This window comes from Staphylococcus hyicus, assembly GCF_000816085.1.
GTDB lineage: Bacteria > Bacillota > Bacilli > Staphylococcales > Staphylococcaceae > Staphylococcus > Staphylococcus hyicus.
Window position 1 is genome coordinate 756757 of sequence record NZ_CP008747.1, and the last position, 15566, is coordinate 772322.

8 protein-coding genes, 6 tRNA genes and 3 rRNA genes are annotated in these 15566 nt (G+C 40.3%); 16 read left to right on the forward strand and 1 reads right to left on the reverse strand.

All coding sequences use genetic code 11. The features are described from left to right. The first annotated feature begins 5 nt into the window (after window positions 1-5). From SHYC_RS03385 to SHYC_RS03460, 16 genes are all read left to right on the forward strand, one after another. A 16S ribosomal RNA gene (locus SHYC_RS03385) occupies window positions 6-1557 on the forward strand. Window positions 1558-1937: 380 nt separating this feature from the next. Next, window positions 1938-4864: ribosomal RNA gene (locus SHYC_RS03390) — 23S ribosomal RNA — on the forward strand. Between the two features lie 242 nt (window positions 4865-5106). Next, window positions 5107-5221 (forward strand): 5S ribosomal RNA (gene rrf, locus SHYC_RS03395). Together the 16S, 23S and 5S rRNA genes with 6 tRNA genes alongside form the textbook arrangement of a ribosomal RNA operon. Before the next feature lie 10 nt (window positions 5222-5231). Then, window positions 5232-5306, forward strand: a tRNA-Asn gene (locus SHYC_RS03400). A 1-nt stretch (window position 5307) separates the two neighbouring features. Beyond that, a tRNA-Glu gene (locus SHYC_RS03405) sits at window positions 5308-5379 on the forward strand. 9 nt (window positions 5380-5388) lie between these two features. Continuing rightward, a tRNA-Val gene (locus tag SHYC_RS03410) sits at window positions 5389-5464 on the forward strand. Window positions 5465-5483: 19 nt separating this feature from the next. Continuing rightward, window positions 5484-5567: transfer RNA gene (locus tag SHYC_RS03415), tRNA-Tyr, on the forward strand. 4 nt (window positions 5568-5571) lie between these two features. Further along, window positions 5572-5646: transfer RNA gene (locus tag SHYC_RS03420), tRNA-Gln, on the forward strand. A gap of 3 nt (window positions 5647-5649) precedes the next feature. Further along, a tRNA-Lys gene (locus SHYC_RS03425) sits at window positions 5650-5722 on the forward strand. Window positions 5723-6139: 417 nt separating this feature from the next. Continuing rightward, window positions 6140-7045 (forward strand): arginase, encoded by a 906-nt coding sequence (gene rocF, locus SHYC_RS03430; protein ID WP_039644537.1) that lies wholly within the window; start codon window positions 6140-6142, stop codon window positions 7043-7045. Window positions 7046-7210: 165 nt separating this feature from the next. After that, a complete protein-coding gene (gene cdaA, locus SHYC_RS03435) occupies window positions 7211-8017 on the forward strand; it encodes a diadenylate cyclase CdaA (RefSeq protein WP_039644539.1) in 807 nt (268 codons plus the stop codon). Next, window positions 8018-8950: a CdaR family protein gene (locus SHYC_RS03440; RefSeq protein WP_039644541.1), complete on the forward strand. Its 933-nt coding sequence runs from the start codon at window positions 8018-8020 to the stop codon at window positions 8948-8950. A 26-nt stretch (window positions 8951-8976) separates the two neighbouring features. Further along, window positions 8977-10326: a phosphoglucosamine mutase gene (glmM, locus tag SHYC_RS03445; RefSeq protein ID WP_039644543.1), complete on the forward strand. Its 1350-nt coding sequence runs from the start codon at window positions 8977-8979 to the stop codon at window positions 10324-10326. 530 nt (window positions 10327-10856) lie between these two features. Then, entirely contained in the window at window positions 10857-12659 is a 1803-nt protein-coding gene (glmS, locus tag SHYC_RS03450) for a glutamine--fructose-6-phosphate transaminase (isomerizing) (protein WP_039644546.1), read from the forward strand. A gap of 103 nt (window positions 12660-12762) precedes the next feature. Further along, the gene (locus SHYC_RS03455) at window positions 12763-13542 is read left to right on the forward strand and encodes an ABC transporter ATP-binding protein (RefSeq protein ID WP_039644548.1); all 780 of its coding nucleotides are present in this window, start codon (window positions 12763-12765) and stop codon (window positions 13540-13542) included. Between the two features lie 80 nt (window positions 13543-13622). Beyond that, the gene (locus tag SHYC_RS03460) at window positions 13623-14474 is read left to right on the forward strand and encodes an HAD family hydrolase (protein WP_039644550.1); all 852 of its coding nucleotides are present in this window, start codon (window positions 13623-13625) and stop codon (window positions 14472-14474) included. A 170-nt stretch (window positions 14475-14644) separates the two neighbouring features. Here SHYC_RS03460 and SHYC_RS03465 read toward each other — a convergent pair whose 3' ends face one another. Then, complete coding sequence (locus SHYC_RS03465; protein ID WP_039644552.1) at window positions 14645-15532, reverse strand: hypothetical protein; 888 nt, start codon at window positions 15530-15532, stop codon at window positions 14645-14647. Window positions 15533-15566: the final 34 nt, after the last annotated feature.

Consider the following 15566-nt stretch of genomic DNA (forward strand, 5'->3'; position numbering starts at 1 on the left):
CTTCTTTTATGGAGAGTTTGATCCTGGCTCAGGATGAACGCTGGCGGCGTGCCTAATACATGCAAGTCGAGCGAACTGACGAGGAGCTTGCTCCTTTGACGTTAGCGGCGGACGGGTGAGTAACACGTGGGTAACCTACCTATAAGACTGGAATAACTCCGGGAAACCGGGGCTAATGCCGGATAACATGTTGAACCGCATGGTTCAACAGTGAAAGACGGTCTTGCTGTCACTTATAGATGGACCCGCGCCGTATTAGCTAGTTGGTAAGGTAACGGCTTACCAAGGCGACGATACGTAGCCGACCTGAGAGGGTGATCGGCCACACTGGAACTGAGACACGGTCCAGACTCCTACGGGAGGCAGCAGTAGGGAATCTTCCGCAATGGGCGAAAGCCTGACGGAGCAACGCCGCGTGAGTGATGAAGGTCTTCGGATCGTAAAGCTCTGTTGTTAGGGAAGAACATATGTGTAAGTAACTGTGCACATCTTGACGGTACCTAACCAGAAAGCCACGGCTAACTACGTGCCAGCAGCCGCGGTAATACGTAGGTGGCAAGCGTTATCCGGAATTATTGGGCGTAAAGCGCGCGTAGGCGGTTTTTTAAGTCTGATGTGAAAGCCCACGGCTCAACCGTGGAGGGTCATTGGAAACTGGAAAACTTGAGTGCAGAAGAGGAAAGTGGAATTCCATGTGTAGCGGTGAAATGCGCAGAGATATGGAGGAACACCAGTGGCGAAGGCGGCTTTCTGGTCTGTAACTGACGCTGAGGTGCGAAAGCGTGGGGATCAAACAGGATTAGATACCCTGGTAGTCCACGCCGTAAACGATGAGTGCTAAGTGTTAGGGGGTTTCCGCCCCTTAGTGCTGCAGCTAACGCATTAAGCACTCCGCCTGGGGAGTACGGTCGCAAGACTGAAACTCAAAGGAATTGACGGGGACCCGCACAAGCGGTGGAGCATGTGGTTTAATTCGAAGCAACGCGAAGAACCTTACCAAATCTTGACATCTTTTGATCGCTCTAGAGATAGAGTTTTCCTCTTCGGAGGACAAAATGACAGGTGGTGCATGGTTGTCGTCAGCTCGTGTCGTGAGATGTTGGGTTAAGTCCCGCAACGAGCGCAACCCTTAAGCTTAGTTGCCATCATTAAGTTGGGCACTCTAAGTTGACTGCCGGTGACAAACCGGAGGAAGGTGGGGATGACGTCAAATCATCATGCCCCTTATGATTTGGGCTACACACGTGCTACAATGGACAATACAAAGGGCAGCAAAACCGCGAGGTCAAGCAAATCCCATAAAGTTGTTCTCAGTTCGGATTGTAGTCTGCAACTCGACTACATGAAGCTGGAATCGCTAGTAATCGTAGATCAGCATGCTACGGTGAATACGTTCCCGGGTCTTGTACACACCGCCCGTCACACCACGAGAGTTTGTAACACCCGAAGCCGGTGGAGTAACCATTTTGGAGCTAGCCGTCGAAGGTGGGACAAATGATTGGGGTGAAGTCGTAACAAGGTAGCCGTATCGGAAGGTGCGGCTGGATCACCTCCTTTCTAAGGATAATATACGGAATATCGCCTTAGGCGATACGGAATAACGAAGACATATTGTATTCAGTTTTGAATGCTCATTTTGAGGATTCAACATTGTACATTGAAAACTAGATAAGTAAGTATAGATTTTACCAAGCAAAACCGAGTGACAAGCGAAAAGCTTGAAACAAAAAATTATCGCTAGTCGTCGACAGACGACTCACAATAATTAATAACTGGTGGATGGTAAGTAGTGCATATGTTATAGATACGATAAACGTGAATTGAAAGCGTTTGTCAGTCTATGAATCACAAACAAGAGCGAAGGCGCTTACTTTTGTAAGTAACTGAGCGATTTGTGCCGTGATGAAGCAGAATGCGAACGCTTATCAACACGCTTAGATTAAGTTATTAAGGGCGCACGGTGGATGCCTTGGCACTAGAAGCCGATGAAGGACGTTACTAACGACGATATGCTTTGGGGAGCTGTAAGTAAGCTGTGATCCAGAGATTTCCGAATGGGGGAACCCAGCACGAGTTATGTCGTGTTATCCGCATGTGAATACATAGCATGTGAGAAGGTAGACCCGGAGAACTGAAACATCTTAGTACCCGGAGGAAGAGAAAGAAAAATCGATTCCCTGAGTAGCGGCGAGCGAAACGGGAAGAGCCCAAACCAACAAGCTTGCTTGTTGGGGTTGTAGGACACTCTGTACGGAGTTACAAAGGAATATGTTAGACGAATAACCTGGAAAGGTTAATCATAGAAGGTAATAATCCTGTAGTCGAAAACGTATACCCTCCTGAGTGGATCCTGAGTACGGCGGAGCACGTGAAATTCCGTCGGAATCTGGGAGGACCATCTCCCAAGGCTAAATACTCTCTAGTGACCGATAGTGAACCAGTACCGTGAGGGAAAGGTGAAAAGTACCCCGGAAGGGGAGTGAAAGAGAACTTGAAACCGTGTGCTTACAAGTAGTCAGAGCCCGTTAATGGGTGATGGCGTGCCTTTTGTAGAATGAACCGGCGAGTTACGATCTGATGCAAGGTTAAGCAGAAAATGTGGAGCCGTAGCGAAAGCGAGTCTGAATAGGGCGAATGAGTATTTGGTCGTAGACCCGAAACCAGGTGATCTACCCTTGGTCAGGTTGAAGTTCAGGTAACACTGAATGGAGGACCGAACCGACTTACGTTGAAAAGTGAGCGGATGAACTGAGGGTAGCGGAGAAATTCCAATCGAACTTGGAGATAGCTGGTTCTCTCCGAAATAGCTTTAGGGCTAGCCTCAAGTGATGATTATTGGAGGTAGAGCACTGTTTGGACGAGGGGCCCCTCTCGGGTTACCGAATTCAGACAAACTCCGAATGCCAAATAATTTAACTTGGGAGTCAGAACATGGGTGATAAGGTCCGTGTTCGAAAGGGAAACAGCCCAGACCACCAGCTAAGGTCCCAAAATATATGTTAAGTGGAAAAGGATGTGGCGTTGCCCAGACAACTAGGATGTTGGCTTAGAAGCAGCCATCATTTAAAGAGTGCGTAATAGCTCACTAGTCGAGTGACACTGCGCCGAAAATGTACCGGGGCTAAACATATTACCGAAGCTGTGGATTGTCCTTTAGGACAATGGTAGGAGAGCGTTCTAAGGGCGTTGAAGCATGATCGCAAGGACATGTGGAGCGCTTAGAAGTGAGAATGCCGGTGTGAGTAGCGAAAGACGGGTGAGAATCCCGTCCACCGATTGACTAAGGTTTCCAGAGGAAGGCTCGTCCGCTCTGGGTTAGTCGGGTCCTAAGCTGAGGCCGACAGGCGTAGGCGATGGATAACAGGTTGATATTCCTGTACCACCATGATTCGTTTTAAGCGATGGGGGGACGCAGTAGGATAGGCGAAGCGTGCTGTTGGAGTGCACGTCTAAGCAGTAAGACTGAGTGTTAGGCAAATCCGGCACTCATTAAGGTCAAGCTGTGATGGGGAGAAGAAACATGTTTTCTTCGAGTCGTTGATTTCACACTGCCAAGAAAAGCCTCTAGCTAGAAGATTGGTGCCCGTACCGCAAACCGACACAGGTAGTCAAGATGAGAATTCTAAGGTGAGCGAGCGAACTCTCGTTAAGGAACTCGGCAAAATGACCCCGTAACTTCGGGAGAAGGGGTGCTCTTTGAGGTTCACGCTTCGAAGAGCCGCAGTGAATAGGCCCAAGCGACTGTTTATCAAAAACACAGGTCTCTGCTAAACCGTAAGGTGACGTATAGGGGCTGACGCCTGCCCGGTGCTGGAAGGTTAAGAGGAGTGGTTAGCATTAGCGAAGCTACGAATCGAAGCCCCAGTAAACGGCGGCCGTAACTATAACGGTCCTAAGGTAGCGAAATTCCTTGTCGGGTAAGTTCCGACCCGCACGAAAGGCGTAACGATTTGGGCACTGTCTCAACGAGAGACTCGGTGAAATCATAGTACCGGTGAAGATGCCGGTTACCCGCGACAGGACGGAAAGACCCCGTGGAGCTTTACTGTAGCCTGATATTGAAATTCGGTACAGTTTGTACAGGATAGGTAGGAGCCTTAGAAGCGTGAGCGCTAGCTTACGTGGAGGCATTGGTGGGATACTACCCTAATTGTATTGGATTTCTAACCCGCAACTCTTATCGAGTTGGGAGACAGTGTCAGGCGGGCAGTTTGACTGGGGCGGTCGCCTCCTAAAGAGTAACGGAGGCGCTCAAAGGTTCCCTCAGAATGGTTGGAAATCATTCATAGAGTGTAAAGGCATAAGGGAGCTTGACTGCGAGACCTACAAGTCGAGCAGGGTCGAAAGACGGACTTAGTGATCCGGTGGTTCCGCATGGAAGGGCCATCGCTCAACGGATAAAAGCTACCCCGGGGATAACAGGCTTATCTCCCCCAAGAGTTCACATCGACGGGGAGGTTTGGCACCTCGATGTCGGCTCATCGCATCCTGGGGCTGTAGTCGGTCCCAAGGGTTGGGCTGTTCGCCCATTAAAGCGGTACGCGAGCTGGGTTCAGAACGTCGTGAGACAGTTCGGTCCCTATCCGTCGTGGGCGTAGGAAATTTGAGAGGAGCTGTCCTTAGTACGAGAGGACCGGGATGGACATACCTCTGGTGTACCAGTTGTCGTGCCAACGGCATAGCTGGGTAGCTATGTATGGACGGGATAAGTGCTGAAAGCATCTAAGCATGAACCCCCCCTCAAGATGAGATTTCCCAACTTCGGTTATAAGATCCCTCAGAGATGATGAGGTTAATAGGTTCGAGGTGGAAGCGTAGCGATACGTGGAGCTGACGAATACTAATCGATCGAAGACTTAATCAATTTAGTTCATAAGGTGATGCTTGTGAAACAATACTTACTATCTAGTTTTGAATGTATAATCATTCATTTTACGAAGTGACATGTTCGAATACGAACGTTTAACACACCGTATTTTACGAAGTGAAAACGTTTGAAGTCTATGAATCGCAAGAAAGATCGAAGGCGTTTACTTACCGTAAACAACTGAGTGATGACGTAGCGATGAAGACGAATGCGAACGTTTGACACGAAGTAAAACATTGTTTGGTGACAATAGCAAAGAGGCCACACCTGTTCCCATGCCGAACACAGAAGTTAAGCTCTTTAGCGCCGATGGTAGTCGGACTTACGTTCCGCGAGAGTAGGACGTTGCCAAGCATAACATTAATCCACAGTAGCTCAGTGGTAGAGCTATCGGCTGTTAACCGATCGGTCGTAGGTTCGAGTCCTACCTGTGGAGCCATGGCCCCTTGGTCAAGCGGTTAAGACACCGCCCTTTCACGGCGGTAACACGGGTTCGAGTCCCGTAGGGGTCATTATTATATGGAGAATTAGCTCAGCTGGGAGAGCATCTGCCTTACAAGCAGAGGGTCGGCGGTTCGAACCCGTCATTCTCCACCATTTTTTGAAAAGCATATCTGGAGGGGTAGCGAAGTGGCTAAACGCGGCGGACTGTAAATCCGCTCCTTCGGGTTCGGCAGTTCGAATCTGCCCCCCTCCACCATTAATGGGCTATAGCCAAGCGGTAAGGCAACGGACTTTGACTCCGTCACTCGCTGGTTCGAATCCAGCTAGCCCAGCCATATGAGCCATTAGCTCAGTTGGTAGAGCATCTGACTTTTAATCAGAGGGTCAGAGGTTCGAATCCTCTATGGCTCACTTATTGACCTTATCTTGAGATGAGGTCTTTTTTTATTGTTTCTAAATGTTTAACGGTTGGTATGCTTATGTACCAACTGTTTTTCTTTGGAGTTATTAATTGGATTGACAGCATCATTTATTGGGTAACATTTGTAAAACTAAACTCTCTATACAGGATTTTATATTTATTAAATGTTAATGAATAAAAATATTCTGTATAAATTCAGTCGTTTTTATACATAATTAAAATACTTTTATACTTTTGGGTAAATAATCATTCATAATTCGTTATATCAATAAATCGAAGATGCTTTGAAGGTCAATGATTGCGCTTGATTAACCGTTTATGAAGTTTTATGATGGGCATAAGGTTGTGTTGATCTACATGGGGGAAGATACAATACGATCAATAATTTTTGAAGGGGTTATACATATATGAATAAAGTGATAGAAATTATTGGTGCACCTACAACATTTGGTCAAAAAAAACTGGGGGTTAATTTTGGACCTGATGCAATTCGTTATGCTGGTGCAGTTGCTCGTTTAAAACGCATTGGTCATACCGTAATTGACAGCGGTAATGTAGATACACCACCAGTTGATTTAGAAAAATTTCAATCAAAACAGCCTGGGCTACAAAATTATGATGAAATTCTCACATTTTCAAATCATTTGAAAGATAAAGTTTCTGAAAGTATTCAAAATCATCATTTTCCAGTGATTCTTGGCGGCGATCATTCATTAGCAATTGGTTCAATTTCAGGAGTCAGTGAAAATTATAAAGAATTAGGCATTATTTGGTATGATGCACATGGAGATTTAAACCTTCCAGAAGAATCACCATCTGGAAATGTTCATGGTATGCCGCTTCGAATATTGGCTGGTGAAGGCGAGGATGGTTTAGTACAACTCGGTGGCTTTGCGCCCAAAGTGAAACCAGAAAATATTGTTCTAATTGGTATGCGTGATTTAGATTATGGTGAACGTGAATATATTAAAAAGCATGATATTAAAACTTATACTATGGCAGAAATAGATGAAATGGGAATCAAAGCAGTTATTTCAGAAACAATTGATTATTTGAAAGACCGCACAGATGGTGTGCATCTTTCATTAGATGTAGATGCTTTAGACCCAGAAGAAACACCAGGAACAGGGACTAAAGTGTTAGGCGGACTTACATATAGAGAGAGTCATTTCGCGTTAGAGCAACTTCAAAAATCTGGATTAATTACATCTATGGATCTAGTTGAAGTAAATCCTTTATTAGATGAAGGTAATAAAACGGCAGAACAGGCTGTGGCATTATTGGGTTCATTTTTTGGAGAAAGTTTGTTATAACTTAATAAATAGTGACTTAAAATCATGGTGATGTTGATATTTTGAAGTTAACGTTATCATGATTTTTTTTATAGAAATTTGGTAGAACATTATTTTGGGATATGACAGTGACTAGTTTGCTTGGTATAATATGGGATATGGGAATAGATTACCGGAGGAGATGCTATGCAAATTTCTAACCTCTTTCAAAACTTGAGTACGCTTGAGGTCATTACTGGTATTCTAGATTTATTAATTGTATGGTACGTCATTTACCTACTCATCACTGTTTTTAAAGGAACTAAAGCAATACAGTTGTTAAAGGGAATTTTATTTATATTGGTAGGTAAAGGTATCAGTGAATATTTACAGTTGACGACGACTTCAAGACTATTTGATTTAGTCATGCAATGGGGGTTCCTTGCAATAATTGTTATTTTTCAACCTGAGATTAGACGTGCGTTAGAACAGCTTGGAAGAGGGAGTTTGTTCAAACGATATGCGATGACATCTTCAGTAGAAGTGCCAAAACTTGTTGAATCAGTTTCTAAATCTGTTCAATACATGGCAAAACGACGTATTGGTGCTTTAATTGTTTTTGAAAAAGAGACCGGATTACAAGATTACATAGAAACAGGTATTCCGATGCACTCTGATATTTCACAAGAGTTATTAATCAATGTGTTTATTCCAAATACACCATTACATGATGGAGCGATGATCATTCAAGGCGACAAAATTGCGACTGCAGCAAGTTATTTACCTTTGTCAGATAGTCCTAAAATAGCTAAAAGTTTAGGAACAAGACATCGTGCAGCAGTGGGTATTTCGGAGGTCTCCGATGCTTTTACAGTGATTGTATCAGAAGAAACAGGATCTATTTCTGTGACATTTGATGGAAAATTACGTAAAGATATCTCAATTGAAGCATTTGAAGAACTTTTAACTGAACATTGGTTTGGATCACATTTTTCAAAGAAAGGCGTGAATTAAATGTTTGAATCTAAATGGGGACTTCGATTTTTTGCATTTATACTCGCGTTATTACTTTTCCTTTCTGTAAATAATGTGTTTGGTGAATCTTTTAATACGGATCGCATTTCAAATGATGGCAATAAAACAATTAAAAATGTACCTGTTGAGGTTATTAATAATAATAAAAATCTATATGTATCAGGTGCGCCAGACAGTGTAGATGTTGAATTGAGCGGTCCACAGTCTAAAATTTTGCAAGCTCAAAAAATTGAAGATTATAAAGTAACATTAGACGTCTCTGATGCGAGTCCAGGAGAGCATACCGTTGACTTTCAAGTGCGTGGTTTAGATAAAGATATCAATTATCGTGTCTATCCGAAAGAGGCATCACTATCAATTGAAAAGAAAGAAAGTAGAATGATTACTGTAGAACCAAACACAAGTCCATATGCAGTGGATCCAAACTATAAAATTAAAGATGAATCAGTGTCACCAAGAACTGTAAAAGTTGTAGGCGGCAAAGAACAACTTGATCGAATCGCTTTTGCAAAGGCAAGTTACACGAATGATAATGGCATCTCTGAAAAAACAACTGGACAGGCAAAAGTGGCAGTTTTCGATAAAAATATGAATAAATTAGATGTTCAAATTGTGCCTTCTTCAGTAGATTTAACGGTCGATGTGGAACCATATTATAAAAAAGTGAAAGTGAAAGTGATCCGAAAAGGGGAACCACAAGACGGGGCAACGATTTCTGATGTAAGCCTTAATAAAGACACCATTGAAATATATGGTAATCGTAAAGATCTTGAAGACATCGAAGACATCACAGCACATGTGGACGTGAATGGTGTTTCAGAAACGACAAATAGGGAAGTTAAACTAGACTTACCACCTGGTGTGACACACGCAAAACCTTCAACGGTGGAAGCTACTATTAAAGTAAATTAACGATGATATAAAAGGAGAAATGAATTATGGGTAAATACTTTGGTACAGACGGTGTAAGAGGCGTTGCCAACCAAGAATTAACTCCAGAACTTGCATTTAAATTAGGACGTTATGGTGGCTATGTATTAGCACATAATCAACACAAAGACCACCCACGTGTCCTTGTAGGTAAAGACACACGTGTATCAGGTGAAATGCTAGAAAATGCATTAATTGCAGGCCTCGTATCTATAGGCGCTGAAGTGATGCGTTTAGGTGTCATTTCAACACCAGGTGTAGCCTATTTAACAAAAGAAATGGGTGCAGAATTAGGTGTGATGATTTCTGCATCGCATAATCCAGTTGCCGATAATGGTATTAAATTTTTTGGCTCTGACGGATTTAAATTGTCTGATGATCAAGAAAATGAAATAGAGACGCTTTTAGATCAAGAACATCCTGATTTACCAAGGCCTACAGGCAATCAAATTGTGCATACTTCTGATTATTTTGAAGGTGCACAAAAGTATTTAAGTTATTTAAAGTCAACGGTTGATGTGAATTTAGAAGGACTTAAAATTGCGCTTGATGGTGCACATGGTTCGACTGCTTCCTTAGCACCATTTTTATTCGGTGATTTAGAAGCGGATACTGTAACAATGGGATGTAGCCCAGATGGTTATAATATAAATGATGGTGTGGGGTCTACACATCCAGAAGCGCTTGCTGAAAAAGTGCGTGAAACAGAAGCTGATTTTGGTTTAGCATTTGATGGCGATGGCGATCGTATTATTGCTGTAGACGAATATGGGAACATTGTAGACGGTGATCAAATCATGTTTATTATTGGCCAAGAAATGGCTAAAAATCATGAACTAAATGATAATATGATTGTGTCCACAGTCATGAGTAATTTAGGTTTCTATAAAGCTTTAGAAAGTGAAGGTATTGCGTCGAATAAGACAAAAGTGGGTGACCGCTATGTCGTTGAAGAAATGCGTCGAGGCAATTATAATTTAGGCGGAGAACAGTCTGGTCATATTGTAATGATGGATTACAATACGACGGGTGATGGTCTTTTAACAGGTATACAATTAGCAGCAGTTGTGAAACGATCAGGAAAATCTTTGAGCGAACTCGCAGCACAAATGAAAAAATATCCACAATCATTAGTCAATGTACGTGTTTCAGATAAACATGGTGTTGAACAAAATGCTGATGTTAAAGCTGTCATGCAAGACGTTGAAAATGAAATGAACGGTGAAGGTCGTATTTTAGTGCGTCCTTCAGGAACAGAACCACTTGTGCGTGTTATGGTTGAAGCTAAAACTGATGAAGATGCAGAACGCTTTGCGAAAACAATCGCAGATGTAGTTGAAGCTAAAATGGGATTATAATAAAAAGTGAGCGTATAAAGCGCTCACTTTTTTTACGAGTTATATTGACTTTACCCACTATCCTTGCGATATATATGAGACTTAATTGTTTCTTAAGAGAATTTTAAAAAACGACCAACAATTATTTGCATTGGATAAAGATTAAAGTGTAAAATAAGTTATATTGTTTAGGAAGGAGGATAGAGGGTACAACAATAAAAGCGCCAGCACAAGTTGATAATTTAACTGAACACATGATCTTAATAGCAGAAGATTATTGTGGTTAATGATTCACTTGTAGACGAGGAGGATAGTGATCGAATTAGTTCGGCGGATGCTATCCCGGATGTGGCTCATTCGTTAGCTTATTAATTAAAGCGAGAAGGTGACTTTTCGGACAAAGTTAATAAGATCGCCAAACATTTATATTAAAAACAGTAAAAGAAAAACGATGCTTTATTTTCAATGATACGTCTCATCATTAAAGCAGAATGATGACCTTAAAATTGATAAATTAAAGCACCGTTATTTCAATGTGGAGGAAAATAATTATGTGCGGAATTGTAGGTTATATTGGTTCGCAAAATGCGAAAGAAATTTTATTACGAGGGCTTGAAAAATTAGAATATCGTGGTTACGATTCAGCTGGTATTGCAACACGTGATGCCAATGGTGTCACTGTGACAAAAGCTCAAGGGCGTATTGCTGAATTACGTAAAGAAGCTGAAAAAGTTGGTGACGGCGCAACAGGTATCGGTCATACGCGTTGGGCGACACATGGCGTACCTAGCTATGAGAATTCACACCCTCACCAATCTTCAAGTGAGCGTTTCACACTTGTTCATAACGGGGTCATTGAAAACTATGAAGAGTTAAAACAACAATACATTCCCAATGTTGATTTAAAGTCAGATACGGATACAGAAGTCATCGTTCAACTCGTTGAACATTTCTCAAATGAAGGATTATCTACTGAAGATGCATTTACGAAAGTAATTAGTTTGTTACACGGCTCATATGCATTAGGACTATTAGACAGTGAAGATGAAGATACTATCTATGTTGCTAAAAACAAGTCGCCTTTATTAGTAGGTATTGGTGATGATTTTAATGTGATTGCATCAGACGCATTAGCGATGATACAAGTCACAAGTGAATATAAAGAATTAAAAGACCAAGAAATCGTACTTGTCCAACGCGATCATGTTGTAATTAAAGATTTAGATGGCAATAAAATCGAACGTGACAGCTATACAGCTGAAATTGATGCGTCAGATGCCGAAAAAGGCGTTTATAGTCACTATATGTTAAAAGAAATTCATGAACAGCCGGCTGTGATGCGTCGTATTATTCAAGAATATCAAGATGAACAAGGGAACTTAAAAATCGATCCTGCAATTATAAAAGATGTGCAAGCCGCTGATCGTATTTACATTATTGCAGCAGGTACAAGCTATCATGCTGGATTAGTAGGTAAAGAGTTTATCGAAAAATGGGCAGGCGTACCTACAGAAGTTCATGTGTCATCAGAATTTGTTTATAATATGCCTTTATTATCAGAGAAGCCATTATTTATTTATATTTCACAATCTGGAGAAACTGCGGACAGTCGTGCGGTACTTGTTGAAACTACAAAACTTGGACATAAATCATTGACAATCACAAATGTTGCGGGATCTACGTTGTCTCGTGAAGCAGACCATACTTTATTATTACATGCGGGTCCAGAGATTGCTGTGGCGTCTACAAAAGCCTACACAGCTCAAATCGCAGTATTATCTATTCTTTCTCAAGTTGTTGCGAAAGAACACGGTCGCGAAGCAGATATTGACTTACTACGTGAACTCGCGAAAGTCACTACTGCTATTGAAACAATCGTTGATGATGCACCTAAAATGGAACAAATCGCGACAGATTTCTTAGAAACAACGCGTAATGCTTTCTTTATAGGACGTACAGTTGACTACAATGTAAGTCTTGAAGGCGCATTAAAATTAAAAGAGATATCATACATTCAAGCTGAAGGATTTGCTGGTGGAGAATTGAAACATGGTACGATTGCATTAATCGAGGAAGGTACACCGGTTATCGCATTGGCTACTCAAGAAGGCGTGAATTTATCAATTCGCGGTAATGTTAAAGAAGTTGTTGCACGTGGAGCGCATCCATGTATTATTTCAATGGAAGGACTTGAAAAAGAAGGCGATACGTATGTCATTCCTCATGTGCATGATTTACTTACACCGCTTGTTTCAGTTGTGACATTGCAACTCATTTCATATTATGCGGCATTACACCGTGATTTAGATGTGGATAAACCACGTAACTTAGCGAAATCAGTTACAGTTGAATAATCACGTTTAATGCATAAAGACGGCGTTTAGCCGTCTTTTTTATATGCAAAATAGAAGGATTTTGGTACGATGAGTGTAATATGTTAAGTAAGGTGTGAGGCCGATGTTAATTTCATTAAATCAAGTTTCGAAAAAAAGAGAAGGGCGAGAGATTTTAAAACACATTGACTGGCAAGTTAATCGTGGTGAGCATTGGCTCGTATATGGTCTGAATGGTGCTGGTAAAACGACATTATTAAATATCATTAATGCATATGAATTTGCGTCGAGTGGAGACGTTAATCTATTTGGTCACTGTCCAGGGGAGGATGGTTATTCAGCACGTGACATAAGAGCCCAGATGGGATATATTTCATGTGAACTGTCGGCTAAGTTTGAACCTAATGAAATAGTACGTGATGTTGTACTGAGTGGCATTCCTCAAACAATTGGGCTTTATTATGAACCAACTGAAGTGCAAATAAATAAAGCAAAACAGCTTTTAGAGCAACTCAATATTTCTGAATTTGAGATGCAACCGCTAGGTAAATTATCATCTGGTGAGCAACAACGTGTGTTATTAGCGAGAGCAATTATTAATCAACCGAAAGTGTTAGTCTTAGATGAACCAACAAATGGCCTTGATTTTGTAGGGCGTGAACAATTTATAGATACTTTAAAGCGTATGTTTTATCATTACCCAGATACGGCGATGATTTATGTGACACACTTTATTGAAGAAATTTCTTCGACTGTGTCGCATGCGCTTTTGTTAAAGGAAGGTCGAATTCATGCTAAAGGGTCGATTGACGATGTCATTAATGGACATCACCTTTCTAAATTATTTAACATGCCAGTAAAAGTATATCATCACCACCAACGATATCAAATCGTACGTTTATAGCAAGTCAAGTGATGCGGCATTGATTCATTGCGCAAAACATGACACAATATAGGTAATATCGCATTGAAAGGAAAGTATGTATGAAAAATGTTAGCGCTATATTTTTAGATATGGATGGCACACTTTTACATGAAAATAATCGTGCGTCTGTCAAAACAGCCGATGTCATTACTAAGCTTCGAGACGCAGGATTTCGTGTTTTTTTAGCCACGGGGCGTGCGTATGAAGAAATTTATATGTTAATACCTAAAGGTTTAGAATTTGATGGAATCATATCATCTAATGGGACACTCGGACATATTCAAAAAAACGTTTTGTTTGAGCATGATTTGAGTGAAGCTGCAGTAAAATCAATTGTGCATAAAGCTAAAAGTGCAGGTATTTATTATGAGATATTTCCATTTAATGAACCGCGTTTTGCCTTAACTGAGGATCAAGATTGGATGTTAAACATGGTGCAAGGTGAAAAGCCGCATCAAGTTGCGGAGAGTGAATGGTTATCACGTCATGAAGCAATTAAAGATAAATTAACATGGAGACATGAGATTCCAGAAGGTTTAGCATATTCTAAAATCTACCTTTTTCACCCTCGACTTCAAACGATTAAAGCCTTTAAGGATGTCATGCAAGAACAACATGAGGCGCTTAAAATTGAAGTTTCTAATTCCACACATAATAATGTTGAGACAATGAAACTTGGAATTAATAAAGGAACAGGAATTAAAGAGATGTGTGAATATTATAATATCGACATCGGACAGACGCTGGTTATGGGCGATAGTGATAATGATCTTACGATGTTTGAGGTGGGGGCTTATACGGTAGCAATGAAGAATGCGAAGCCTCATATAAAAGCACTCACACAATACGAAACAGAATTTGATAATAATGAAGATGGGGCAGCCTTGTTCCTAGAAAAACATTTCTTATAATTAAATAGATAAATCCTATTTGCTATAGAGAAATAGGAGATAAAAATAATATATTAAATTCATTATAAAGACTAAATTTAATAATAAAGATTAAAAACATCCAACATCGTTTATGTACAATGTTGGATGTTTTTGATTCATAGCGTTGCGATTTTATTTAATCTATATGTTTAGGCTTCTTTTTTGCCAGCACTCATAAAATATTGAACAATTATACCAGTCATCACAAGGTAAAATAAGAAGCGTATTAAGGCATATACAATTGAAATGATGATACCTATATATCTTATTGTTTCAAATGAAAGGTCATTTTTTAAGAAGAATTGATAGTAGTTACCTGGTATAGAAATCAATAATAAAAGTAAATTAATGATTAGAATACCAATAAAGAATTTAAAAAACGTTTTTTGTTTATTAAATATGCCACTCCAACCTAATTTGATGATATCGATTATTTTATGTTGTGGATTGTCGACATAAGCAGTTGTCATATTAATAATGAATATTAAAACAAACCATGTAATCATACTCAAAAGGAATGAAACAACTAAACCAACTACTATTATTAAAATAAGATTATTATTAAACATATCTGGTGAAGTTAATGTTTTTTGAAAAATAAAAGATAATAAATTTGAAAATAGTCCATTAATAACAACAGATAAAATAAGAATTAGCAATACAAATAAGGCTAATTTGACAGCTTTTAACCATCTTGCACCAGTAAATGTTTTGAAAATATCTGTAAATTTAAGTTGTTTTTCTGGATGATACGCATTGTAAAATGTTCGAATCGATCCAGTTAAAAGCGGATACATTAAAAAGATAAAGAGTAAGCATCCAAGTACTAAAAATGCGATAATGATGAAGATGATACTATTGATACTTGCTTGCCCCATCATTGCGGACATGTAGAAACTTTGCAAAACAACAGTAAATGGAATCATGATTAACGATACAATGATTGCAAGAATTAAAAAATTTACGAAGTTTGCTAATAATAATGTTCCTCTTTGTGATTTAGAGTTGTGCCAGAATTTTTTTGTGAATGTAAACAACGAATAGCACTCCTTTCAATACTTTACACAATAT